Raw genomic sequence first — 21543 nt, forward strand, 5'->3', positions numbered from 1 at the left:
GAGCGGCCATCGGAGGCGGTGTCCCCGCCGCCCGACAAGAGGGATAGTCCGTTTGGAAATGCGCATCAAGAAAAATATGATTCTTTTAGTCATGTTTTTCTTGATGGAACAGCGGGCGCCGAAGGTGCGTGCCGCCGCCCAGAAAATGACGTCCTAGATGTCGAAGTGCGCGATGACGGGCACGTGGTCTGAGGGGCGCTCCCAGCCGCGGGCTTCGCGCAGGATATCGACGTTCTTGAGCGCCGGCGCGAGGTCGGCGGACGACCAGATATGGTCGAGTCGGCGGCCACGGTCGGCAGCTTCCCAGTCCTTCGCCCGGTAGCTCCACCAGGTGTAGAGCTTGGTCGGGGATGGCGTGTGCTGGCGCATCAGGTCGACCCAGCCGCCGCCGTTCATGACCGTGGTCAGCCCCTCGGTTTCGATCGGCGTATGGCTGACGATCTTCAGGAGCTGCTTGTGCGACCAGACGTCGTCTTCCAGCGGCGCGATATTGAGGTCGCCGACGAGGATCGAGGAAATGCCGGCTTCGGCTTCGGCGTGCAGCAGCTTCATCTCCTCGACGAAATCGAGCTTGTGGCCGAATTTCGGATTGATGGTGCGGTCCGGCTCATCGCCGCCGGCAGGCACGTAGAAATTATGCAGCCGGATCTTCTTGCCGCCGGCCTCGAAAACGACCGAGAGATGGCGGGCGTCGCCGATGCCGCAATAGTCGCGGCGATCGCTAAGCTCATGCAGCGGCAGGCGCGAGATCGTCGCCACGCCGTGATAGCCCTTCTGGCCGTGCATCTCGATATGATTGTAGCCGAGCGCCTTCAGGGGCTTGGACGGAAACTGGTCGTTCGGGCACTTGGTTTCCTGCAGGCAGAGGATGTCAGGCTGCCAGGTCTGCAGCAGATGCTCGACCAGCGGCATGCGCAGGCGAACGGAGTTGATGTTCCAAGTGGCGACGGAAAGGGCCATGCGTCATTCCCTGATCGGCTGGGGCCGGACGCTCGCGAAGGGAAGGCCGGCTCGGGATGGATGTTTGACCCGAGCTTTAAGCAGGTCCGGCGCGCCGGGACAAGGAATGCCTGAACGAGGCCGCACTAAAAACCGCGCGTCCAATGGACGCGCGAAGGTCGGCTTGGCGCGTGATGTCGTTCAGCCGCCGCGCTTGTTGCGGACCTCGTCATAGGGGATCTGGAAGACCTTGTCGTCCAGCGCCATACCGGTCTTGACATTGAAGATCATGACCGAGGTGTCCTTCTTCTGCGCGTCGGTGATGGTCCACTGGCGCAGATCGTAGGTCTTCGGGTCGAACATCATGGTGATGGTCGAATCGCCGAAGATCGAACGGTCGCCAAGCACGATGGTGATGAGGTCGGACTCTTCCTTGACGTCGCGCACCATCTTGCCGGTCAGGTCGATCCTCTCGCTGAGCAGCAGGTTGAGCGGAGTCTTCGACAGCGGATAGATGTCCCAGGTCTTGAGCTTCATGTTGCCGATGACGACGGACTTGCCGTCGGCGATGACGCGCATCGGCGAGGGGGCCTCGTAGTTGAAGCGGATGCGGCCGGGGCGGCGGATATAGAATTTGCCGCCGGTCTGCTCGCCGCGCGGGCCGAACTGGACGAATTCGCCGGCCATGGTCTTCACCGAGGAGAAATGGTCGGCGATCTTCTGGGCAGCGCTCGGGGCCTGGGCGAAGGCCTGGCCGAGGTCGAGACCGGTGCCGCCGATGCCGCCAAGTGCCGCAAGCCCGCACACGAAGAGGCGGCGCGACATCACCGGGTGGTTGCGCTCGCCAGTCTTAGTCTCTGTCATCTCGGTCTCCTTCATTTACGAATCATCTGGAGCGCAAGTGCGGCGCCTTCAAGGCGCCATTTTCGAGCTTTTTCGCTCGCGCTCTCACATGACTGTTACCGGTTTGGCCCTTTATGCAGAGCCTCTGCCCGCATCCGCCGGGCGTCTTTTCTATCAATGCATTCGCCTCACGCGAATCTGCGGGAATTGCCCTGTGGTCCGGTGACTTACTCTTCGGTCGGAACGAGGATCTCGCGTTTGCCGGCGTGGTTCGCCGGCCCGATGATGCCTTCCTGCTCCATGCGCTCGATCAGCGATGCGGCACGATTGTAACCGATCCCGAGGCGACGCTGCACGTAGGAAGTGGAGGCCTTGCCGTCGCGCAGGACGACCGCAACCGCCTGGTCGTAAGGATCGTCGGAATCGGCGAGATTGGAGGTGCCGGCCGGGCCGCCGCCCTCGCCATCCTCGTCGTCATCCTCGGTGATGGCATCGAGATATTGCGGTACGCCTTGCGTCTTCAGGTAGGCGACGACTTCTTCGACCTCGGTGTCGGAGACGAAGGGGCCGTGGACGCGCTGGATGCGGCCGCCGCCGGCCATGTAGAGCATGTCGCCCATGCCGAGCAGCTGTTCGGCGCCCTGTTCGCCAAGGATGGTGCGGCTGTCGATCTTCGAGGTCACCTGGAACGAGATGCGGGTCGGGAAGTTGGCCTTGATCGTGCCGGTGATGACGTCGACCGAGGGGCGCTGCGTCGCCATGATGACATGGATGCCGGCGGCGCGGGCCATCTGGGCGAGTCGCTGCACGGCGCCCTCGATGTCCTTGCCGGCGACCATCATCAGGTCGGCCATTTCGTCGATGATGACGACGATGTAGGGCATCGGCGCCAGATCGAATTCTTCCGTCTCGTACATGGCTTCGCCGGTCTGGCGGTCGAAGCCGGTCTGCACCGTGCGGGTGATCTGTTCGCCCTTGGCAAGCGCCTGCTCGACGCGGCTGTTGAAGCCGTCGATGTTGCGCACGCCGATCTTCGACATCTTCTTGTAGCGCTCTTCCATCTCGCGCACCGTCCACTTCAGTGCGACGACCGCCTTCTTGGGGTCGGTCACAACCGGCGAAAGCAGGTGCGGGATGCCGTCATAGACGGAAAGTTCGAGCATCTTCGGGTCGATCATTATCAGGCGGCACTGATCGGGGCTCAGCCGATAGAGCAGCGACAGGATCATGGTATTGATCGCGACCGATTTGCCCGAACCGGTGGTGCCGGCGACGAGCAGATGCGGCATCTTGGCGAGATCGGCGACGACGGGCTCGCCGCCGATCGTCTTGCCGAGCGCCATGGCAAGGCGGGCCTTGGAGGTCTCGAAATCGCGCGAGCCGATGAGTTCGCGCAGATAGACGGTTTCGCGCCGCTGGTTCGGCAGTTCGATGCCGATGGCGTTGCGGCCGGGAACGACGGCGACGCGCGCGGCGATCGCGCTCATCGAGCGGGCGATGTCGTCGGCAAGGCCGATGACGCGGGAGGACTTGATGCCCGGCGCCGGTTCCAGTTCGTAGAGGGTAACGACCGGGCCAGGGCGAACGTGGATGATCTCGCCCTTGACACCGAAATCTTCAAGCACGCCTTCGAGCATGCGGGCGTTCTGCTCCAGCGCATCGGGCGAGAGCGAGGCGTCGCGGCCGACGTTTTTCGGCTCGGCAAGGAAATGCATCGGCGGCAGCGTGAAGTCGCCATCGTTGTCGTCGACGAAGGAGCGCTGGGCTTCGCGCTCGACGCGCTGGCCCGTCTTCGGGCGAGGAGCAGGCGTCGAAACGCGCGAGCCGCCCTTGGGCAGGCCCTGCTTCGGCGGTGCCGCCTTCGGCGCCCAGTCGGCGGCTGCATCGTAGTCTTCGTCGTCAGGCAGAATGCCGGCGGGGCGGCGCTCGTCAATGTCGAAGGGCAGGTCGTCATCCTCGTCGTCGGCCATGATCGGCGGCGGGGTGAGGATGCGGCGCTCGGAGCGGTCGAGCGAGGGCTCGATGCGGTCGCCGGCGGCCATCGGCTTCGGCCGGGCGGGTTCGTTCAGCGTGCCGAACTCGTCGTTGTTGAAATCATAGGGTTCGTCGTACTGGCGCTTGGGCGTGGCGCGGGTGCCGCTCATGCCGAAAATGCGGCGCATGCGCGCGTGCATGGTGTAGCGCATATGGGCAAAGGAGCCCATCAGCAGGGTGAAGGGGCCTTCGCTGTCGTCCTCGTCCAGTTCGTCGCGCACGGTGCGCGCCTTGCTCGGCGTCGGCTCGGCAATTTCCTCTTCCTCCTCCTCGTCGCTGACGCCGATCAGGCCGGCGCTATAGACCAGGCACCAGGCGGCGGGGACGGCGAAGATGCAGGCAAGAATGGTCGCAAGCGTGCCGGTCGGAAAGGCGCCGGTAAAGAGCGCGGGGAAGCGCAGGATCATGTCGCCGAAGACGCCTCCAAGGCCGTTGGGCAGCGGCCAGGTGATGGGGGCGGGAACACAGCTGAGTGCTGCGCCGGCTAGGACGGAACCGACGAACCAGAGACCGAGGCGCTTGAAGACCTTGTCGAAACGTTTGCCGCCGATCAGCACCAGGGCCCAGGCGACGGCCGGCAGGAGGGCGACGACGCTGGCCAGCCCGAAGAACTGCATGAAGATGTCGGCAAAGGCAGCACCCGTGTAACCGAGCACGTTGGTCGGCGCTTGTGACGTAGCGTAGGAGAAGCTGGGATCGGCGACGTTCCATGTCGAGAGCGCTGCGACGGCCAGCGCCAATGCGCCGAACAGCGCAAAGCCCGCCAGCGACGCGATCTGTCGCCAAACGAAGGTGGTTAGCACGAACCGGTTGGAACGGCTGTCAAGCGCTGCCGGATTGCTTCTGCTCATGTTGCCTGCTGCCCGTCTCGATCTTCACGGCGCATTGCGCGCCATGGAATCAACCTAAGCGGTGTACGGTTAATGCGACATTAACCATGCGTAGTTGGCGCTAAAATAGCAGTCGCAGCCGGACCGATCGGCACGAAAAAGGCCCGGAGCTTCCGATCCGGGCCAAGGGCGATCCGCGTGGGGCGGATCGCGACGGGACTGTAGGCGGCGCCGGATTGCCGGCGCCGCGATCCGCTTAGCTGTGGTAGGCGGCTTCACCGTGCGACGAGAGGTCGAGGCCCTCGCGTTCGGCTTCGACGGAGACGCGCAGGCCGACGATCGAGTCCACCAGCTTGTAGAGGATGACGGAGACGACGCCGCACCAGACGATGGTGATGGCAACCGCGGTCAGCTGGGTCATGAACTGGCCGCCCATGGTGACGCCGTCGGCATAACCGATGCCGCCGAGCGACGAGGAGGCGAAGATGCCGGTGGCAAGCGCACCGAAGAAGCCGCCGACGCCGTGGACGCCGAAGACGTCTGCCGTGTCGTCATAGTGGAACTTGTTCTTCACGACAGAGACGAAGAAGTAGCAGAGCGGCGAGACGAGCACGCCCATGACGATCGCGCCCATCGGGCCGGCAATGCCGGCGGCGGGCGTGATGGCGACGAGACCGGCGATCATGCCCGAGGCGGCGCCCAGCATCGAGGCCTTGCCGCGGGTGAAGGTTTCGACGGCCGACCAGGAAAGGATGGCGGCTGCGGTTGCAAGGAAGGTGTTGACGGTCGCGAGCATGGCGCCGCCCGAGGCTTCGAGGTTCGAGCCGGCGTTGAAGCCGAACCAGCCGAACCAGAGCATGGCAGCACCAACCAGCGTCAGCGTCATCGAGTGCGGTGCCATCATGTCGCGGCCGTAGCCGGTGCGCTTGCCGACCATGATCGCGCCGATCAGGCCAGCCACGCCGGCATTGATGTGAACGACGGTGCCGCCGGCGAAGTCAAGCGCGCCCATGCCGAAGAGCAGGCCGTTGCCGTCCCAGACCATGTGGGCGATCGGGAAGTAGACGAAGGTCGCCCAGAGTACCGAGAAGAGCACGGCTGCGGAGAACTTGATGCGCTCGGCAAAGGCGCCGACGATCAGCGCCGGGGTCAGTGCCGCGAAGGTCATCTGGAACAGCATGAAGATGTATTCCGGAATGACGACGCCTTCCGAGAAAGTGGCCGACGTGCTCTCAGTGGTGACGCCGGCGAGGAACATCTTGGCGAAGCCGCCGAAATAGGGGCTGGTCGAGCCGCCGAAGGCGAAGGAGTAACCGTAGACGACCCAGACGATCATCATCGTCGCGCCGATCACGGTGCACTGCATCAGCACCGAGAGCATGTTCTTGGCGCGCACCAGGCCGCCGTAGAACAGCGCGAGGCCCGGGATCAGCATGAAGAAGACGAGAAGCGTCGAGATGAACATAAAGGCGGTATCGGCCTTGTCCGGCACCGGTACAGCTGCGGCCGCCGCCGGTGCCGCTTCCTGCGCGAAGGCCACGGCCGGCGCAAGCAGGGCGGCGGTCATTGCGCCCAGGCGTCCAAGAGAGGTGGAAAGCTTAAGTGATGACATCGAGGTAGTGCTCCCTGAACGGCGTGGTTTACAACGCTTCTGAATCGGTTTCGCCGGTGCGGATGCGCACCGCATGGTCAATGGCGTAGACGAAGATCTTTCCGTCGCCGATCTGGCCGGTCTTGGCGGCTGCGGCGATCGCTTCAACGGCCTTGTCGACGAGTTCTGAAGGAACGGCGATCTCGACCTTCAGTTTCGGCAGGAAGCTCACGGCATATTCGGTACCGCGGTAGATTTCGGTATGTCCCTTCTGGCGGCCGTAGCCTTTGACTTCGGTCACGGTCAGGCCCTGGATGCCGACAGCAGTGAGGGCTTCGCGAACCTCATCGAGCTTGAACGGCTTGATAATGGCCATCACAATTTTCATCTGGTTTCATCCTTGTTCGCCTCCGGCGGAGGCCGTCTCTCCTTGCTGCGGAGCGCCAGAGCGCCGTGCAACCGAACCATGACATTCAAGGGGCGTGCCAGATTCTGACGCTCGACTTAAAGTAATGAAAACAAATAGAAAAAAAGAAAGCCGCAGCACGATTGCTGCGGCGCATCAAAAAATCGTCACTTTAGAAGATTAAAAAATAGGCAGAACGAAGATTCTGCTTATTTCCTATTCAGATGCCTTTTTCCGGATCAACCCTTCCTGGGCGACGGAGGCGATCAGCACACCGGAACGCGTAAAAAGGCTGCCTCTGGTCATCCCGCGGGCACCATGCGCACTCGGACTGTCCTGGGTATAGAGCAGCCAGTCGTCCATCTTGCAGGGCCGGTGGAACCACATGGCGTGATCCAGGCTCGCCACCTGCAGGTTCCGGTCGAAGACCGAAGTGCCGTGCGCATAGAGCGAGGTGTCGAGCAGGGTCATGTCGGAGAGATAGGCAAGGATCGCTGCCTGGATATGGCGCTCGTCCGGAACCGTGCCGACGGCCTTGACCCAGACATCCTGGATCGGCTTGCCGTCGTTGCGGGTAAAATAGTGCTGCAGCGACGCCGGCCGGATCTCGATCGGCCGCGGCCTTTCCCAATAGCGCCGGATTGCTTCGGGCGCGTGGACGAGAAACTTCTCTTTGAGTTCCTGTTCGCCCGGAAGCGTCTCGGGCATGGCGAGATCAGGCATGTCGATCTGGTGGTCGAAACCATCTTCGTCATACTGGAAAGAGGCGGACATCGAGAAGATCGCCTTGCCGTGCTGGATGGCGACCACCCGCCTGGTGGCGAAGCTCGAACCGTCGCGGATGCGGTCGACTTCATAGATGATAGGTACGGAAGGATCGCCCGGCCGCATGAAATAGGCGTGCAGCGAATGCACGTAACGCCCCTCATCAACGGTTCGCTGCGCGGCGACCAGCGCTTGGCCGATCACCTGGCCGCCGAAGACGCGCTGCCAGCCGACCTGCGGGCTACGGCCGCGGAACAGGTTTTCCTCGAGCTTTTCGAGATCGAGAATGGCCAGCAGCGCATCCATGGGGGTGGCGGTCTCGGTGGGGCGCGACATTTCGGCTTTCTCCGATGGTAGGAACGTCGATGGCATTGATCTATATAGACATAAAACGATGCTCAAGTGCGACGGAGAAAGCCGATGCTCGATGTCTTGATTGCCGGTGGCGGCTATGTCGGCCTTTCGCTCGCGGTTTCGCTGAAGAAGGCGGCGCCTCATCTCGACGTGATGGTGATCGACGGCGCGCCGGAAGGCGCCTGGAAGAAGGACCAGCGCGCTTCCGCCGTTGCGTCCGCGGCCGAGCGCATGCTCGACGTGCTTGGCGTCTGGGATGAGATCGCGCCGGAGGCCGAGCCGATCCGCCGCATGGTGATTACCGATTCGAAGGCGGCCGATCCGGTGCGGCCTGTGTTCCTGACCTTCGACGGTGACGGCGGCGAGGGTCGTCCGTTTGCCCATATGGTGCCTAATACGGCGATGGTCGGCGCACTGCGCGGTGCCTGCTCGGCGCTCGGCGTGGTCAATCGCCAGTCGACCATGGTCGAGAGCTTCAAGAGCGGCGACCACGCAGTTGCCGTTACGCTTGCCGGCGGCGAAGAACTGGAGGCCCGTCTTTTGGTTGCCTGTGACGGCGTGCGCTCCAAGCTGCGCGATGCCGCCGGCATCAAGACCGTCGAATTCGACTATGGCCAGTCCGGCATCGTCACCACCGTCGAGCATGAGCGGCCGCACGAGGGCACGGCGGAGGAGCATTTCCTGCCGGCCGGGCCTTTCGCCACCCTGCCGCTCAAGAACAATCGCTCGTCACTGGTCTGGACCGAGCGCACCGAGGACGCCGAACGCCTGGTCAAGGGCGACGATTTCCTGTTCGAGGAAGAACTGGAGCGCCGCTTCGGCCACAAGCTTGGTCACCTGAAGGTGGTCGGCGGACGGCGGGCCTTTCCGCTCGGCCTGACGCTTGCCCGCGATTTCGTGAAACCACGCTTCGCGCTTGCCGGTGACGCCGCCCATGGCATTCACCCGATCTCGGGGCAAGGGCTCAATCTCGGCTTCAAGGATGTGGCAGCACTTGCCGAAACCATCGTCGAGGCGGATCGTCTCGGGCTCGACATCGGTTCGCTCGCGGTGCTTGAGCGCTACCAGAGCTGGCGGCGTTTCGACACGTTCCGCATGGGTGTTACGACCGACGTGCTCAACCGGCTGTTTTCCAACGACATCACCCCGGTCCGGATCGCCAGGGATTTCGGCCTGGGCCTCGTCGACCGGCTGCCATCTCTCAAGAGCTTCTTTATCCGCCAGGCGGCCGGTATTGCCGGGGAGACCGATCCGCGGTTGTTGTCGGGTCAGCCGATCTGAGGCTTTACGGCTGGGGTTGCCCCTCTCCTCGGGTTAAACCCGAGGACTAGCCCTCTCCTCGCAGGATGGGAGAGGGGACGCCTCGCTGCGTTTGCGGGGAGAAGGTGGCCGGCAGGCCGGATGAGGGGCAGTCGAGAACTCTACGGGTAACGGGCCGACGCGGCCCTCAATCCTCGATCTTGCGTGCTTCCGAGATCAGCATGATCGGTACGCCGTCGCGGATGGGATAGGCGAGGCGCGCCTTTTCCGAGATCAGTTCATTGGCTTCGGCGTGATAGCTGAGGCGTCCCTTGGTCAGCGGGCAGACGAGCAGTTCGAGCAGTTTCGGATCGACCTTGCTGGCGTTGATATCCATCTATCCGTTGCTCACTGCAAAATGCTGTCCATATCGCCGAAGTCGCGCGCAAGCACGATTTCGGTGATGGCGATCAGGGTTTCGGCGCGGGTCTTGAGATCGGGAGCCTCGAGCAGCGCCTGTTTCTCCGCCGGGCCATAGGGCGACATCATCGCCATGGAGTTCACGAGCGTGCGGTTGCTCGCCCGCTCGACGCTTTCCCAGTCGGCTTTCAGCTTGTTGGCTTCGAGATAGGCCTTGAAGGCGGCCAGAAGCGCTGCCCGGTCGACGAGGGTCTCGTCGTCGCGGTTTTCGAGATCTGCCGCAAAGGGGCCGATACGGAAGCGACGGTAGCCGCGGGTGCCCCCGACTTCCGAAAACAGCCGGTAGCGGCAGACGCCTGTGAGCGAGGTGATGTAGCGGCCGTCGCCGGTCTCGGCAAAGGAGGTGATGCGGCCGATGCAGCCGACCTCGCAGAGCGCCTGCATCGGTCCGGTGGCGGTGTCGTTGCGGCCCTCGCAGAAGGACGGCTGTACGATGCCGATCAGGCGGTTGCCGGAAAGGGCGTCATCGAGCATGGCGAGGTAGCGCGGCTCGAAGATGTTGAGGGGAAGCTGGGCGCCGGGAAGCAGCAATGCACCGGTCAGCGGAAACACCGGAATGATCTCCGGCAAGTCCTTCGGACCGAGATAGCGTGCATTTCCGACGTGCATTTCCGATAGACCCTGCCGGTATTCGCTTTGCCCCGCCAAGGAAGCGTGGTCAACCAGATCAAAAGATGGTGCGCTGCTTGAAAATCTCAAGGGACGAGCCCGTCGATCTTCACAGGTGAAGATGGATCGTGATCGGATCCGCTTACGAAAAGGGGCGCAGATAGCGCCCCTTTCAAAAACATGTCTGACGGCTCAGGAGAACAGGATCGACGAGAGCTTGCGTCGCGCGGCGATGGTTGCCGGATCCTTCGGGCCCCAAACCTCGAAGAACGAAAGCAGCTCGCGCCGCGCGCCGTCGTCGTCGTAAGCCCGGTCGCGCTTCATGATCGTGAGCAGATGGTCGGCCGCAGCCATCCGGTCGCCCTCGACGTTGCGGATTTTGGCGAGCAGCACGCGCGCCTCGTGATCATCGGGGTTTGCGGCGAGGCGCCGTTCGAACTCGTTGGGATCGCCGAGCTTGCGGGCTTCCTCGATCTGGTCGAGCTTTTTGCCGATGGCGGCAATGCCGGCATCCTTGGCAAGATCTTCCGGTAGGCTGGACAGCGCCTCGCGGGCCTCGGCAAGCTGGCCGAGCGCGATCATGCAATCGACCATGCCGGCGATCGCCAAGACATTTTCCGGGTCGGCCTGCAGCACGGCGCCATAGAGGCCGGCGGCGTTCTCGGCATCGCCGGCATCGATGAGCGCCTTGGCGTCGGCGAGAACCGCCTCGATCTCGGCCTTGCTGTCGTCAACGGCGGGACCGGCGATCTTTTCGATGAACTGCTTGATCTGGCTTTCCGGAACTGCGCCCATGAAGCCGTCGACCGGGCGTCCGCCGACGAAGGCGATGACGGCCGGGATCGACTGGATGCCGAGCTGGCCGGCGATCGAGGGATGATCGTCGATGTTCATCTTGACGAGCTTGACGCGGCCTGCGGCTTCCGTGACCACCTTTTCGATGACAGGGGTCAGCTGCTTGCAGGGACCGCACCAGGGCGCCCAGAAATCGACGAGAACGGGCTGCTGCCTGGAGGCTTCGAGCACGTCCTTGGTGAAGTTGGCAGTGGTGGTTTCCTTGATCAGGTCACCGCCCGACGCGGCCGCCGGCGCCGGCTGGCCGAAGGAGGCCGAAGCCGTCATCTGAGTGCCGAAAGACCCTGCATAGGGATTGTCGCTGCCCGTCATTCTTCTCTCCTCGCCGGCTCGTCCGCCAGCTTACTGCATTCGCGCCAAAGATCGTATGTCAGGCCGTGACTTTCAAGACAAGCGGTTCGTGTCCGGTCGCTTCCATGAAGCGCAACAGATCCTTCGAAGCGATCGAGGTCGTTGCGTCGTTGGAAAGCGGGTGGCAGTTGACGATATCGAACGTCATCAGCGCCTCGTCGAGGATGACCTTGACGTTGCCTCCGGTGTCGTTGATCGCGCCGAAGGCGGTTACGGCCCCCGGAATGACGCCGAGATACTCCATCAGCTTCTCCGGCTTGCCGAAGGATACCTTGCTTGCCGCGCCGATCACCTGGTGCACGGTCTTCAGGTCCACCGTCGCGTGCTCCTCGACGGTGAGCAGGAAATAGTTGTCCTTCTTGTCCTTCACGAAGAGGTTTTTCGTGTGGCCACCGGGCATCTCGTCACGAAGCGCCACCGATTCGGCCACGGTGAAAACCGGAGCGTGGTTCTTCGTCTTATACTCGATTCCAAGTCCATCGAGAAAATTGAAGAGGTCTTCGGCGGTTTTCGGCTGTGATTCACGCATGATTCTCATCCCCACGGCGTTCGTTTCGTCTCTGCTTTAGGGGAGAAGGCCGTCAGGACGCAATCTCACAGGCGGCGAGGCCGGCCGAAAACGCGGCATTTCCGGGCTTTGCGAAGGGTGTCCAAAAAAATATTCGATTTCTCGTCATTTCCCTGTTGCATTCCAAAATCGCTTAGGCCATATACCGCCCGTCGCCGCAAGACAGCGCCGACGCCACGGTCCACCGACTACCCCCGGACCTTGGATGATGAGCGGGTGTAGCTCAGGGGTAGAGCACAACCTTGCCAAGGTTGGGGTCGGGCGTTCGAATCGCCTCACCCGCTCCAATTTCTCCCAACCACTTCATTTCACAGTCATTTCTGGAATGAAACGGCATTTGCCGTCAGGCATTCCATGCGCCGATAGTGCCGTCCGCACCATGTGGTTCGGACCGCCGAGACGGCTCCTTTTGCATTTTGCCTTTGTTGGTAAAGCCGGTCGCCGTTTCCGCGCTCAGCTCTTCATGAACACGTAGTCCGTCTCCTGCCGGCGGATCTCGCCGGGGCGAAGTACCGCGTTCGGGAAGCCGGCGTGGTTGGCCGCATCCGGCCAGATCTGGGTTTCGAGACAGAAGCCGGCAAAGGCGCCGTAACGGCGGCCCTCGAGGCCGGGGACGGGGATGTTCAGCTTTGCGCCGGTATAGAGTTGCACGCCGGGCTCGGTCGTCAGCACTTCCATCGTGACACCCGAATCGATGCTGCGAGCAAGCGCCACCGAATGTTTCGCCATGCGTTCGTTCGAAAGGCAGAAATTATGGTCGTAGGCGATACGCTCGCCTTCGGTCTGGCGGCTGAGCCGCGTCATTTCCCGCAGATCGAAGGCAGTGCCCTCGACCGGGCGGATCTCGCCCGTCGGCACCTGGCGTTCGCTGGTGGGCAGATAATGGTCGGCAGCGATCATGATGTCGTGGCCGAGGGCGTCGGCGCTGCCGTCGAGATTGAAATAGCTGTGCTGGCAGACATTGGCGAGCGTCGCTTGGTCGGTTTCGCTCTCGTAGACGACGCTCAAGACGCCGCCGGGCTTCAGCTGGTAGGTGCAGGTGACCTTGCAGTTGCCGGGATAACCGGCGCGGCCATCCGGGTCGGTAATGGCGAGCGTGATGCTGTCGGGCGTCTGCTTTAGGATCGTCCAGTTGCGCTTGCCGATATTGTCGCTGCCGCCGTGCAGATGCGTGACGCCCTTCTCGTTCAGTTCGAGCTGGTAGGCCTCGCCATCGAGCGTGAAGCGGCCGTTGCCGATGCGATTGGCGCAGCGTCCAGGCGTGGCGCCGAGATAGGGCGAATGGGCGAGATAGCTTTCGAGATCGGTGAAACCGAGCACCAGCGGCGGCTCATGGCCTTCCAGGCGCAGGTCCTGGATCACCGAGCCCCAGGTCAAGACATGGGCGGTGAGGCCGCCACCGGAGAGCACCACACGATGGACCGGCTCGCCGGATGGCAGGTGGCCGAAGATTTCCGTGTTCTGATGCATATTCACCGCTGGCTCCCACTACAGCGCTGCGCGTCTCCCCAGACGCACAAAGGTCGCCGTACACTTTTGAATTGCTGCATGTTTTGTCCTTGGCTCGGTTAGGATCCAAGGAAACATGCAACGGTGCGATCGCAGCAACCTGCGTCATTTCCAAAGGCACGGCAACCGGAAAATCATACTAAATGCGGCCTGGCGCCGTCTCCGGCCTGAGAGCGAAAACATCCAGCTATTCAAGGTGCTACAGCGACCTCTCGGCAGACATGTCAGCGCGACAGCTGCTTGGTGGCCTCCTGCAGGCCGGCGAGCGTCAAGGGGAACATGCGTCCCTCGAACAGGCTCTTCACCATCGTGATCGACTGGGTATAGCCCCAGTGCTGCTCGGGCACGGGATTGAGCCAGATGGAGCGCGGAAAATGAGCCGTCAGACGAGAGAGCCAGAGGGCGCCCGCCTCATCGTTCCAGTGCTCCACCGAGCCGCCGGGGTGGCTGATTTCATAGGGGCTCATCGAAGCGTCGCCGACGAAGATGGCGCGATAGTCGCCGCCGTAGGTGCGCAGCACTTCCGTCGTACGGGTAATGTCGACACGGCGGCGGCGATTGTCCTTCCACAGGCCCTCGTAGACGCAATTGTGGAAGTAGAAATGCTCCATATGGCGGAACTCGCTGCGGGCCGCTGAAAACAACTCCTCGACGATGCGGATATGATCGTCCATCGATCCGCCGATATCGAAGAACATCAGAAGCTTCACCGCATTGCGGCGCTCCGGCCTCGTCACCACGTCGAGATAGCCGTGTTCGGCGGTGGCGCGGATGGTGCCGGAGAGGTCGAGTTCGTCGGCGGCACCCTGGCGCACCCAGCGTCGGAGCCGCTTCAGCGCAACTTTGATGTTGCGCGTGCCGAGCTCGATCGTGTCGTCATAATCCTTGAACTCGCGCCGGTCCCAAACCTTGACGGCGCGGCGGTGGCGCGACTGGTCCTGGCCGATCCGCACACCCTCGGGATTGTAGCCATAGGCGCCGAAGGGCGAGGTGCCGGCGGTACCGATCCATTTTGAGCCGCCCTGATGGCGGCCCTTTTGCTCCTGCAGCCGCTGGCGCAAGGTCTCCATCAGCTTGTCGAAGCCGCCGAGTGCCTCGATCAGGCGTTTTTCTTCCTCGCTCAGATGCTTCTCTGCGAGCTTGCGCAGCCAATCCTCGGGGATGACCGCCTCTTCGCTCGCTTCCATCGGGTTGACTGCTTCGAGACCCGAAAAGCAGTGCTGGAACACCCGGTCGAAGCGGTCGATATGGCGTTCGTCCTTCACCAGTGCCGTGCGCGCCAGATAGTAGAAGGCTTCGACGTCGAAGGTGGCGATGCCCGCCTCCATCCCCTCGATCAAGGACAGGAATTCCCGGAGCGTGACCGGGACCTTCGCTGCCTTGAGTTCGAGGAAGAAGGGAATGAACATCTGACCTCAGCTTTTCCCGGTGCCGATCTCCGCGAGATCGTAGGGCGTCGTCTGGTACATCTCGTTGATCCAGTTGCCGAAGAAGAGATGTGCATGGCTGCGCCAGCGGTTCTGCGGCGGCAGGGTCGAATCGTTGTGCGGGAAGTAGTCGTGCGGCATCTTGATCGGCACGCCCGCATCCACGTCGCGGAAGTATTCGTCCGACAGCGAGGTCGAATCATACTCCACGTGGTTGAACATGTAGAGCCGGTTGCCCTTTTTCTCGTGCACGAGGCAGACGCCCATCTCCTTCGATTCCATCAGGATTTCGAGGCTCGGCACCTTGTCGATGTCGGCGCGGCGCACTTCGGTCCAGCGCGAAACGGGGACGGCGAAATCGTCGGAGAAGCCGTTGAGATAGACGGAGGAGCGGTTGAGGTTCTGGTGACGATAGACGCCGAAGGCTTTTTCCTTCAGCGGATACTTCGGCACGTCGTGGAAGTGATAGATTGCCGCCATCGCGCCCCAGCAGACGTTGAGCGTCGAATGCACGTTGGTCTCGGTCCAGTCGAGGATGCGCTTCAGCTCGTCCCAATAGGTGACGTCTTCGTATTCGAGCGTCTCGACCGGGGCGCCGGTGATGATGAAACCGTCGAACTTGCGGCCCTGCACTTCTTCCCAGGTCTCGTAGAAGGAGAGCAGGTGATCTTCCGAGGTGTTCTTGGCGCGGTGCGCGCCGATGCGCACCAGCGACAGTTCCACCTGCAGCGGCGAAGCGCCGATCAGGCGCGCCATCTGGATCTCTGTCTTGATCTTGTTCGGCATGAGGTTCAGGAGCCCGATCTGGAGCGGGCGGATATCCTGACGGATCGCCACGGTCTCGGTCATCACCCGCACGCCCTCATGCGCGAGGGTTTCGAAGGCGGGCAGCGTATCGGGAATCTTGATGGGCATGGGCTTCCACTCGATCAATACAAAAAAACCGGCAGCGATTGATCGCGACCGGTCCTCGGAAATCCAACTTTCCTCGGCCCTTTAGCGACTTGTTTAACGTGGCTGCAAGCCGGCCGGCCAAATCACCACGGAGAATTTGATAGCGCGAGTGGGCCGCGGGGGTCAAGAAAAACGATTCGCGTTGGGGGCGGCTGCCCCTCATCCCGCTGCTGCGACTTCTCCCCGCTGGCGGGGAGAAGTGGCCTTGCCGCACCCGATCGTTCCACGAGTTAAGCTCAGCGGCCGTTCGGCCCATCTTGGTAGCCGGGTTCGCTGTCGGCACGTCTCGGCTTGGGGGCAGCCGTCGTCCTCGTCCCCTCTCCCCGCCTGCGGGGAGAGGGTCAGGGAGAGTGGCTGGTCTGCAGCAGGCGTAGAGCATCCCGCATGCCATAACCCAGCCGGCGGTCAGCCTGATCGATACCGAGCCAAAAGAAACGAAAGCGGATCGGGTCACCGCCGCCAAAGGGCGTCATTTCCTGATGTATCCAGGTCTGCCGTTGCTCGCCGGCAAGGGCGATGTGGAAGTAGTGCCGCCGATGACAGATCGTCCTGCCGTCCTTCGGGTAGTGGTAGTCCTGCGTGACGAGATGGGTGAGTGCTTCCGGCGGCGTCAGCCCGGTTTCCTCGATGAATTCCCGCTGAGCCGATGTCTCCGGGCTTTCGCCTGGTTCCATCGTACCGCCGGGCACCTGCAGCTCGATGTCTGGGAAATCCGGCTCGTCGAAGACCAGCAGGCGGTCCTGCCAGGTGGCGTAGATCAGGACCTTGTGCGCGTCCGGCCTCATCCGTCGCGGCGGGCCATGAAGGCGAGGCGCTCGAAGAGGTGCACGTCTTGTTCGTTCTTCAGGAGCGCACCATGCAGCTTCGGCAGCATGGTCTTGGCATCGGCCCTGAGGTCGGCCGGATCGACCTCGTCGGCGACGAGCAGGCGGATCCAGTCGAGCGCCTCTGACGTGGAGGGCTTCTTCTTCAGGCCCGGCACCTGGCGGATGTCGTAGAAGGCGGCGAGCGCCGCCGAAAGCAGCGTCTTGCGGATGCCGGGATAATGCACCTCGACGATGCGGGCGAGCGTGTCTGCATCGGGGAAGCGGATATAGTGGAAGAAGCAGCGGCGCAGAAACGCGTCCGGCAGCTCCTTCTCGTTGTTGGAGGTGATGATGACGATCGGCCGGTGACGCGCGCCGATCATCTCGCCGGTCTCGTAGACATGGAATTCCATGCGGTCGAGCTCCTGCAACAGGTCGTTCGGAAACTCGATGTCGGCCTTGTCTATCTCGTCGATCAGAAGCACCACGCGGCGATCGGCCTCGAAGGCCTGCCAGAGCTTGCCCTTGCGGATATAGTTCCGGACCTCGTTGACACGCTCGTCGCCGAGCTGGCTGTCGCGCAGCCGCGACACGGCGTCATATTCATAGAGGCCTTGCTGTGCCTTGGTCGTCGACTTGACGCTCCATTCGATGAGTTCGAGGCCAAGGGCGGCGGCGATCTGGCGGGCAAGCTCGGTCTTGCCGGTGCCGGGCTCGCCCTTGACCAGCAGTGGGCGCTCCAGCCGGATCGCGGCGTTGACGGCGATCATCAGGTCCTTGTCGGCGATATAGTCGGCGGTGCCTTGAAATTGCATGGGCGTCTTCCGGTTCAGCGTAAGTCAGGCGAAGTCATGCCCTATGGACTATCGCATAATGGCTTAAATCGGAATCGTTTTGAGGGTGGGCGCGATCAAGGGGTCAGCCGCGAAGCGCGGTGACCTCGATCTCGATCAGCATTTCCGGGCGGATCAGGTCGCAGACGATCATCGTTGCGGCCGGGCGGATTTCGCCGAAGACTTCGCCGAAGATCGGGAACACCCGGTCGGCGAAGCTGGCATCAGTGACGTAATAGTGGTTGCGCACCACGTCCTTCATCGAGAAGCCCGCTTCCTTCAGCGCGCCCTCGATCGTCTTCAGGCAATTGCGCGCCTGCTCTTCCACCGTCTCGGGCATGGTCATGGTGGCGTAGTCATAGCCGGTCGTGCCGGAGACGAAGCACCAGTCACCCATCGCGACGGCACGCGAATAGCCTGCCGTCTTTTCGAAGGGCGAGCCCGAGGAGATGAGCTTGCGCGCCATATCTTCGTTTTAAGCCCAGGGGCGCGCGGCGCCGACCGTCTTTTCGAAGCTGTCGATGGCGGTTGCCTTTTCCAGCGTCAGGCCGATGTCGTCGAGGCCGTTCAGCAGGCAGTGACGCTTGAAGGCGTCGACCTCGAACTTGACCGAACCGCCGTCCGGACCGGTGATTTCCTGGGATTCCAGGTCGACCGAGAGGATGGCGTTGGAGCCGCGCGAGGCGTCGTCCATCAGCTTGTCGAGGTCAGCCTGGCTGACGACGATCGGCAGGATGCCGTTCTTGAAACAGTTGTTGTAGAAGATGTCGGCAAAGGACGTGGAGATCACGCAGCGGATGCCGAAGTCGAGCAGCGCCCACGGAGCATGCTCGCGCGAGGAGCCGCAGCCGAAGTTATCGCCGGCAACGAGAATGCTGGCGTTCTGGTAGGCCGGCTTGTTGAGCACGAAGTCGGGGTTGACCGAGCCGTCTTCATTGTAGCGGGCTTCGGCGAAGAGGCCCTTGCCAAGGCCGGTGCGCTTGATCGTCTTCAGGTAGTCCTTCGGAATGATCATGTCCGTGTCGATGTTGACGACGGGGAGGGGGGCAGCGACACCGGTGAGCTTGACGAATTTTTCCATAACTTCAGGCCTTCGATTTCAGAAGAATGTTGCGCTAGCGTTTAGATGAGTTTTGCGCCGAAATGAAGGAAAATCTGTTCAAATACGCTTCGCCGGGCGGGTGAAAATGCCCGCCCGGCGAGAGCTTCGTCCGGATCTCGATTGTCTGCAGGGACTTAGCTTGCCTTCACCGGGCTGTTCATGGCCCAGAGAACGCCGAAGGGATCGCGGAGCTGGCCGTAGCGGTCGCCCCAGAACATCACCTCGATCGGCATCACGACCTCGGTGCCGGCGGCAACCGCACGGTCCCACCAGGCATCGATGTCGTCGACGGTGAGCGTCAGGGTGAAGGCCTGCGGCTTTTCCAGCGGATGGCCGTATTCCGGATAGGCATCGGCGAGCATCAGCGAGCTGCCGTTGACATAGAGGTGGATGTGCATCGTGCGGCCCTGCTCGTCGAGCGGGTGCCGGCCCACTTCCTTGGCCCCGAAGGCGCGCTGGTAGAATTCGGACGCCTTGGCGGCGCCATCGACCTGAAGATAGGGCAGAAGGCCGTTGAGGACCGGTGCCGGCTGCTGCGTCTGGGTATCCATATCGTTCTCCATCCTGTTCGAAGAGCCAGGACCGTGCTGGCCTGCCTCAAGGACGGACATGGAATCTCCGATCCGACATGGGGTCGAAAAAAAATCGCGGCCGGCTGCATGACGGTTTTTGAAGGCCACCAACAGGGTTCGAGCCGATCACGGATCGGCCCGATTGCAATGATCGCCGGGGATCGATTCCGACGCCCGGGGATCGATTTCGACACCCAGGGGGATCAGAGGTCGATGATCGTGCCGCGGCCGTCGTTCCAGATGCGCATCTCGCGCTGGCTCTGGGTCGCACCTGCGGCAGCCGGGCGCGCGGTGGCGCGGGCAGGCCTGAAATTCAGCCGGGTGGCAATGGCGCTGCCGACCACGACGACGGCGGCGATGCCGGCCAGTGCCAGCGCCAGCGAGGCGGTAAGCACAAAGGCCGCGAACGTGATGGTCAGGGCTGCGGCCGTAAAGAGAACAGAGCGAATGCTTTGCATAATCGTCACCTTTCTGATGGCGATGTGGGGGCGCGCCTTCGGACTTGCAAGAGGCGGGCTTTCGAAAGGGGTGCGGCGGTTCGCCTCGTCTTGCGGAACGCGGCAAAGGCGGGCACAACTGAAGCATGAACAAATCGAGCGAACATCACCCTGTACGCCTGCGCCGCTCGGTGCTTTGCGTGCCGGCCGACAATGCCCGCGCGCTTGCCAAGGTCGCGGAACTCGCGACGGATGTCGCGATCTTCGATCTCGAGGATGCGGTAGCGCCCGAGCGCAAGGTGGAAGCGCGTGCGGCGCTTGTGCAGTATCTGACGGCGAGCCGGCCGGATTGCGAGATTGTCATTCGCATCAATGCGATCGGCTCCGACTATGGTCAGGGCGATCTTGCTGCGGCGCTTGCGGCCAATCCCGACGCCATCCTGTTGCCGAAGGTCGAAAGCCCGGCGGATATCCAGGCGGCGGCCGACTGGCTCGACGAGAACGATGCGCCGGAGACGCTGCGCCTCTGGGCAATGATCGAGACGCCACGCGGGGTGATCAACGCGCCGGCAATCGCCGAGGCCGGCCGTACCTTCAGTGGCAGGCTCGATTGTTTCGTCGTCGGCCTCAACGACCTGCGCAAGGAGACCGGCGTTCCGGATCGTCCGGGCCGGCCCTATCTCATCCCCTGGCTGATGCAGATCCTGCTTGCCGCGCGCGGCGGCGGGCTCGATGTCATCGACGCCGTGTTCAACGATTTCCGCGATGGTGCCGGTTTCGACGAGGAATGCCGGCAGGGCCGCGACATGGGCTATGACGGCAAAATGCTGATCCATCCAGCGCAGATTGGCCCGGCGAACGAGCGCTTCGGCGTCGATCAGATCGCCGTCGACGAGGCGCGCGCGATCATCGCCGCCTTTGCGCTGCCCGAAAACGTCGGCAAGGGCGTCATCAACCTCAGCGGGCGGATGGTCGAGCGGCTGCACCTCGACCAGGCCGTCACGCTTGCCGCCAAGGCGGACCTCATCGAAAAACGAAAGACAAGATCTTGAAACTCTTCCGCTTCCTGACCGGCCCTGACGACGCTTCCTTCTGCCACAAGGTGACGGCGGCGCTAAACCAGGGCTGGAGCCTGCATGGCTCGCCCACCTATGCTTTCAATGCCGACACGCAGCACATGCAGTGCGGCCAGGCGGTGGTCAAGGAGGTCGAAGGCAAGGAATACACCCCGGATATCAAGCTGTCGGAGCAGTAGTCGAGGCTGTTTGCCGTCGTGCAGGTTTGCCCCTCTCCTCGGGTTTAGCCCGAGGACTAACCCTCTCCCTGCAGGCGGGGCGAGGGGACGCGGTTGATGCTCACAATCGGCGTGTGAGGCCTGCTTTCTGGAATCGGTCGTGCTCCGATTGGGATGCGTATCGCGAGTTTCCTTCGCCCCGCCTGCGGGGAGAAGGTGCCGGCAGGCGGATGAGAGGCTTCCTCACCGCGCGATGATAGGCAAATGAAGTGTCAGCCGCCGACGTGCTCGACGCTGGCCTCGATCCGTTCCATGTCGTCGTCGGAGAGGCCGAAATGGTGGCCGATCTCGTGGATCAGCACGTGGGTGATGATGTCGCCCAGCGTCTCCTCGTTCTCCGCCCAATAGTCGATGATCGGGCGGCGGTAGAGGGTGATGCGGTTCGGAAACTGGCCGGTTTCCATGGTGAAGCGTTCGCTGATGCCGCGGCCTTCGAAGAGGCCGAGCAGGTCGAAAGGCGTTTCCAGCGCCATGTCCTCGAAAACGTCGTCGCTCGGGAAGTCGGCAACTTCGATGATAAGGTCGGTCGTCAGCTGGCGGAATTCCTGCGGCAGGTGGCCATAGGCCTCCAGCGCAAGCTGCTCGAAAGTGGTAAGCGTCGGTGCGTGGCGTTCCCGCCAATCATCGGTCTGGTCAATGCGGGCCATAGGCACTCCTTGTTGCCCTCCATATAGCGATTTTGCCTTTGTTTTTCGAGTGTTGAATTCCTTGACCACAGGGACAGGAATAAATTCTTAGAATTGGC

23 protein-coding genes, 1 tRNA gene and 1 riboswitch are annotated in these 21543 nt (G+C 62.5%); of the genes, 4 read left to right on the forward strand and 20 right to left on the reverse strand.

What is annotated here, in order from left to right; genetic code table 11:
- Positions 1-153: 153 nt before the first annotated feature.
- The 6 genes from ASD01_RS24235 to tesB form a co-directional block, all read right to left on the reverse strand.
- Positions 154-960 (reverse strand): exodeoxyribonuclease III, encoded by an 807-nt coding sequence (locus ASD01_RS24235; RefSeq protein WP_034802774.1) that lies wholly within the window; start codon positions 958-960, stop codon positions 154-156.
- 180 nt (positions 961-1140) lie between these two features.
- Positions 1141-1803: an outer membrane lipoprotein carrier protein LolA gene (locus ASD01_RS24240; protein WP_034803111.1), complete on the reverse strand. Its 663-nt coding sequence runs from the start codon at positions 1801-1803 to the stop codon at positions 1141-1143.
- 206 nt (positions 1804-2009) lie between these two features.
- Positions 2010-4667 (reverse strand): FtsK/SpoIIIE family DNA translocase, encoded by a 2658-nt coding sequence (locus ASD01_RS24245; RefSeq protein WP_034802771.1) that lies wholly within the window; start codon positions 4665-4667, stop codon positions 2010-2012.
- Between the two features lie 235 nt (positions 4668-4902).
- A complete protein-coding gene (locus ASD01_RS24250) occupies positions 4903-6258 on the reverse strand; it encodes an ammonium transporter (protein WP_034802768.1) in 1356 nt (451 codons plus the stop codon).
- A 28-nt stretch (positions 6259-6286) separates the two neighbouring features.
- Entirely contained in the window at positions 6287-6625 is a 339-nt protein-coding gene (locus ASD01_RS24255; RefSeq protein WP_034802765.1) for a P-II family nitrogen regulator, read from the reverse strand.
- A gap of 234 nt (positions 6626-6859) precedes the next feature.
- Positions 6860-7744 carry an acyl-CoA thioesterase II gene (gene tesB / locus ASD01_RS24260; protein ID WP_034802762.1) on the reverse strand — a complete coding sequence of 295 codons (885 nt, stop codon included), beginning with the start codon at positions 7742-7744 and terminating at the stop codon, positions 6860-6862.
- Between the two features lie 84 nt (positions 7745-7828).
- Between tesB and ASD01_RS24265 the strand changes: the two genes are divergently transcribed.
- The gene (locus tag ASD01_RS24265; protein ID WP_034802758.1) at positions 7829-9043 is read left to right on the forward strand and encodes a ubiquinone biosynthesis hydroxylase; all 1215 of its coding nucleotides are present in this window, start codon (positions 7829-7831) and stop codon (positions 9041-9043) included.
- A 166-nt stretch (positions 9044-9209) separates the two neighbouring features.
- On the opposite strand, the gene ASD01_RS24270 is transcribed toward ASD01_RS24265, so the two are convergent.
- The 4 genes from ASD01_RS24270 to ASD01_RS24285 all read right to left on the reverse strand — a co-directional run bounded on the left by ASD01_RS24270 (position 9210) and on the right by ASD01_RS24285 (position 11825).
- A complete protein-coding gene (locus tag ASD01_RS24270; RefSeq protein WP_034802755.1) occupies positions 9210-9398 on the reverse strand; it encodes a Trm112 family protein in 189 nt (62 codons plus the stop codon).
- 11 nt (positions 9399-9409) lie between these two features.
- Positions 9410-10090, reverse strand: coding sequence for an LON peptidase substrate-binding domain-containing protein (locus tag ASD01_RS24275; protein WP_034802753.1), 681 nt, complete (start codon positions 10088-10090; stop codon positions 9410-9412).
- Positions 10091-10282: 192 nt separating this feature from the next.
- Positions 10283-11257 (reverse strand): thioredoxin, encoded by a 975-nt coding sequence (gene trxA / locus ASD01_RS24280; RefSeq protein WP_034802750.1) that lies wholly within the window; start codon positions 11255-11257, stop codon positions 10283-10285.
- A gap of 58 nt (positions 11258-11315) precedes the next feature.
- A complete protein-coding gene (locus ASD01_RS24285) occupies positions 11316-11825 on the reverse strand; it encodes a prolyl-tRNA synthetase associated domain-containing protein (RefSeq protein WP_082572987.1) in 510 nt (169 codons plus the stop codon).
- A gap of 251 nt (positions 11826-12076) precedes the next feature.
- Here ASD01_RS24285 and ASD01_RS24290 point away from each other — a divergent pair.
- Positions 12077-12151 (forward strand) — tRNA-Gly (locus ASD01_RS24290).
- Between the two features lie 166 nt (positions 12152-12317).
- Here the strand turns inward: ASD01_RS24290 and ASD01_RS24295 are convergent.
- The 9 genes from ASD01_RS24295 to ASD01_RS24335 form a co-directional block, all read right to left on the reverse strand.
- Positions 12318-13334, reverse strand: coding sequence for an aldose epimerase family protein (locus ASD01_RS24295; protein ID WP_034802744.1), 1017 nt, complete (start codon positions 13332-13334; stop codon positions 12318-12320).
- A 263-nt stretch (positions 13335-13597) separates the two neighbouring features.
- Positions 13598-14782 (reverse strand): vWA domain-containing protein, encoded by a 1185-nt coding sequence (locus ASD01_RS24300; protein WP_034802741.1) that lies wholly within the window; start codon positions 14780-14782, stop codon positions 13598-13600.
- 6 nt (positions 14783-14788) lie between these two features.
- The gene (gene metA, locus ASD01_RS24305) at positions 14789-15715 is read right to left on the reverse strand and encodes a homoserine O-acetyltransferase MetA (RefSeq protein WP_034802737.1); all 927 of its coding nucleotides are present in this window, start codon (positions 15713-15715) and stop codon (positions 14789-14791) included.
- A 61-nt stretch (positions 15716-15776) separates the two neighbouring features.
- A riboswitch (SAM riboswitch) is annotated at positions 15777-15854 on the reverse strand.
- Between the two features lie 241 nt (positions 15855-16095).
- Positions 16096-16539: an NUDIX hydrolase gene (locus ASD01_RS24310; protein ID WP_034802734.1), complete on the reverse strand. Its 444-nt coding sequence runs from the start codon at positions 16537-16539 to the stop codon at positions 16096-16098.
- Complete coding sequence (locus ASD01_RS24315; RefSeq protein WP_034802731.1) at positions 16536-17375, reverse strand: AAA family ATPase; 840 nt, start codon at positions 17373-17375, stop codon at positions 16536-16538. The genes ASD01_RS24310 and ASD01_RS24315 overlap by 4 nt, the downstream gene beginning before the upstream one ends.
- Positions 17376-17478: 103 nt before the next feature.
- Positions 17479-17859 (reverse strand): RidA family protein, encoded by a 381-nt coding sequence (locus ASD01_RS24320; RefSeq protein ID WP_034802728.1) that lies wholly within the window; start codon positions 17857-17859, stop codon positions 17479-17481.
- Positions 17860-17868: 9 nt separating this feature from the next.
- Positions 17869-18474 (reverse strand): 3-isopropylmalate dehydratase small subunit, encoded by a 606-nt coding sequence (gene leuD, locus ASD01_RS24325; RefSeq protein ID WP_034802725.1) that lies wholly within the window; start codon positions 18472-18474, stop codon positions 17869-17871.
- 155 nt (positions 18475-18629) lie between these two features.
- Positions 18630-19046, reverse strand: coding sequence for a VOC family protein (locus tag ASD01_RS24330; RefSeq protein WP_034802718.1), 417 nt, complete (start codon positions 19044-19046; stop codon positions 18630-18632).
- Between the two features lie 224 nt (positions 19047-19270).
- Positions 19271-19525 (reverse strand): hypothetical protein, encoded by a 255-nt coding sequence (locus tag ASD01_RS24335; protein WP_034802715.1) that lies wholly within the window; start codon positions 19523-19525, stop codon positions 19271-19273.
- Positions 19526-19650: 125 nt separating this feature from the next.
- Between ASD01_RS24335 and ASD01_RS24340 the strand changes: the two genes are divergently transcribed.
- Both ASD01_RS24340 and ASD01_RS24345 read left to right on the forward strand, forming a co-directional pair.
- Positions 19651-20556, forward strand: coding sequence for an HpcH/HpaI aldolase/citrate lyase family protein (locus ASD01_RS24340; RefSeq protein ID WP_034802712.1), 906 nt, complete (start codon positions 19651-19653; stop codon positions 20554-20556).
- Complete coding sequence (locus tag ASD01_RS24345) at positions 20553-20759, forward strand: DUF1737 domain-containing protein (RefSeq protein ID WP_034802710.1); 207 nt, start codon at positions 20553-20555, stop codon at positions 20757-20759. The genes ASD01_RS24340 and ASD01_RS24345 overlap by 4 nt, the downstream gene beginning before the upstream one ends.
- A 251-nt stretch (positions 20760-21010) precedes the next feature.
- Here the strand turns inward: ASD01_RS24345 and ASD01_RS24350 are convergent, their stop codons facing one another.
- Positions 21011-21445, reverse strand: a complete 435-nt coding sequence (locus tag ASD01_RS24350; RefSeq protein WP_034802708.1) for a metallopeptidase family protein — start codon at positions 21443-21445, stop codon at positions 21011-21013.
- Between the last annotated feature and the right edge of the window lie 98 nt (positions 21446-21543).

The organism is Ensifer sp. Root423 (assembly GCF_001426275.1).
GTDB lineage: Bacteria > Pseudomonadota > Alphaproteobacteria > Rhizobiales > Rhizobiaceae > Ensifer > Ensifer adhaerens.

What these genes read in the sequence shown, in the direction of transcription:
- ASD01_RS24295 (WP_034802744.1), bottom strand. Translation starts at nt 13,334, where the DNA reads ATGCATCAGAACACGGAAATCTTCGGCCACCTGCCATCCGGCGAGCCG.
- ASD01_RS24245 (WP_034802771.1), bottom strand. Translation starts at nt 4,667, where the DNA reads ATGAGCAGAAGCAATCCGGCAGCGCTTGACAGCCGTTCCAACCGGTTC.
- ASD01_RS24335 (WP_034802715.1), bottom strand. Translation starts at nt 19,525, where the DNA reads ATGCAAAGCATTCGCTCTGTTCTCTTTACGGCCGCAGCCCTGACCATC.
- trxA (WP_034802750.1), bottom strand. Translation starts at nt 11,257, where the DNA reads ATGACGGGCAGCGACAATCCCTATGCAGGGTCTTTCGGCACTCAGATG.
- ASD01_RS24265 (WP_034802758.1), top strand. Translation starts at nt 7,829, where the DNA reads ATGCTCGATGTCTTGATTGCCGGTGGCGGCTATGTCGGCCTTTCGCTC.
- ASD01_RS24310 (WP_034802734.1), bottom strand. Translation starts at nt 16,539, where the DNA reads ATGAGGCCGGACGCGCACAAGGTCCTGATCTACGCCACCTGGCAGGAC.
- ASD01_RS24320 (WP_034802728.1), bottom strand. Translation starts at nt 17,859, where the DNA reads ATGGCGCGCAAGCTCATCTCCTCGGGCTCGCCCTTCGAAAAGACGGCA.
- ASD01_RS24250 (WP_034802768.1), bottom strand. Translation starts at nt 6,258, where the DNA reads ATGTCATCACTTAAGCTTTCCACCTCTCTTGGACGCCTGGGCGCAATG.
- ASD01_RS24300 (WP_034802741.1), bottom strand. Translation starts at nt 14,782, where the DNA reads ATGTTCATTCCCTTCTTCCTCGAACTCAAGGCAGCGAAGGTCCCGGTC.
- ASD01_RS24315 (WP_034802731.1), bottom strand. Translation starts at nt 17,375, where the DNA reads ATGCAATTTCAAGGCACCGCCGACTATATCGCCGACAAGGACCTGATG.
- ASD01_RS24340 (WP_034802712.1), top strand. Translation starts at nt 19,651, where the DNA reads ATGAACAAATCGAGCGAACATCACCCTGTACGCCTGCGCCGCTCGGTG.
- ASD01_RS24275 (WP_034802753.1), bottom strand. Translation starts at nt 10,090, where the DNA reads ATGCACGTCGGAAATGCACGCTATCTCGGTCCGAAGGACTTGCCGGAG.
- ASD01_RS24240 (WP_034803111.1), bottom strand. Translation starts at nt 1,803, where the DNA reads ATGACAGAGACTAAGACTGGCGAGCGCAACCACCCGGTGATGTCGCGC.
- leuD (WP_034802725.1), bottom strand. Translation starts at nt 18,474, where the DNA reads ATGGAAAAATTCGTCAAGCTCACCGGTGTCGCTGCCCCCCTCCCCGTC.
- ASD01_RS24350 (WP_034802708.1), bottom strand. Translation starts at nt 21,445, where the DNA reads ATGGCCCGCATTGACCAGACCGATGATTGGCGGGAACGCCACGCACCG.
- tesB (WP_034802762.1), bottom strand. Translation starts at nt 7,744, where the DNA reads ATGTCGCGCCCCACCGAGACCGCCACCCCCATGGATGCGCTGCTGGCC.
- metA (WP_034802737.1), bottom strand. Translation starts at nt 15,715, where the DNA reads ATGCCCATCAAGATTCCCGATACGCTGCCCGCCTTCGAAACCCTCGCG.
- ASD01_RS24285 (WP_082572987.1), bottom strand. Translation starts at nt 11,825, where the DNA reads ATGCGTGAATCACAGCCGAAAACCGCCGAAGACCTCTTCAATTTTCTC.
- ASD01_RS24255 (WP_034802765.1), bottom strand. Translation starts at nt 6,625, where the DNA reads ATGAAAATTGTGATGGCCATTATCAAGCCGTTCAAGCTCGATGAGGTT.
- ASD01_RS24235 (WP_034802774.1), bottom strand. Translation starts at nt 960, where the DNA reads ATGGCCCTTTCCGTCGCCACTTGGAACATCAACTCCGTTCGCCTGCGC.
- ASD01_RS24330 (WP_034802718.1), bottom strand. Translation starts at nt 19,046, where the DNA reads ATGGATACCCAGACGCAGCAGCCGGCACCGGTCCTCAACGGCCTTCTG.
- ASD01_RS24270 (WP_034802755.1), bottom strand. Translation starts at nt 9,398, where the DNA reads ATGGATATCAACGCCAGCAAGGTCGATCCGAAACTGCTCGAACTGCTC.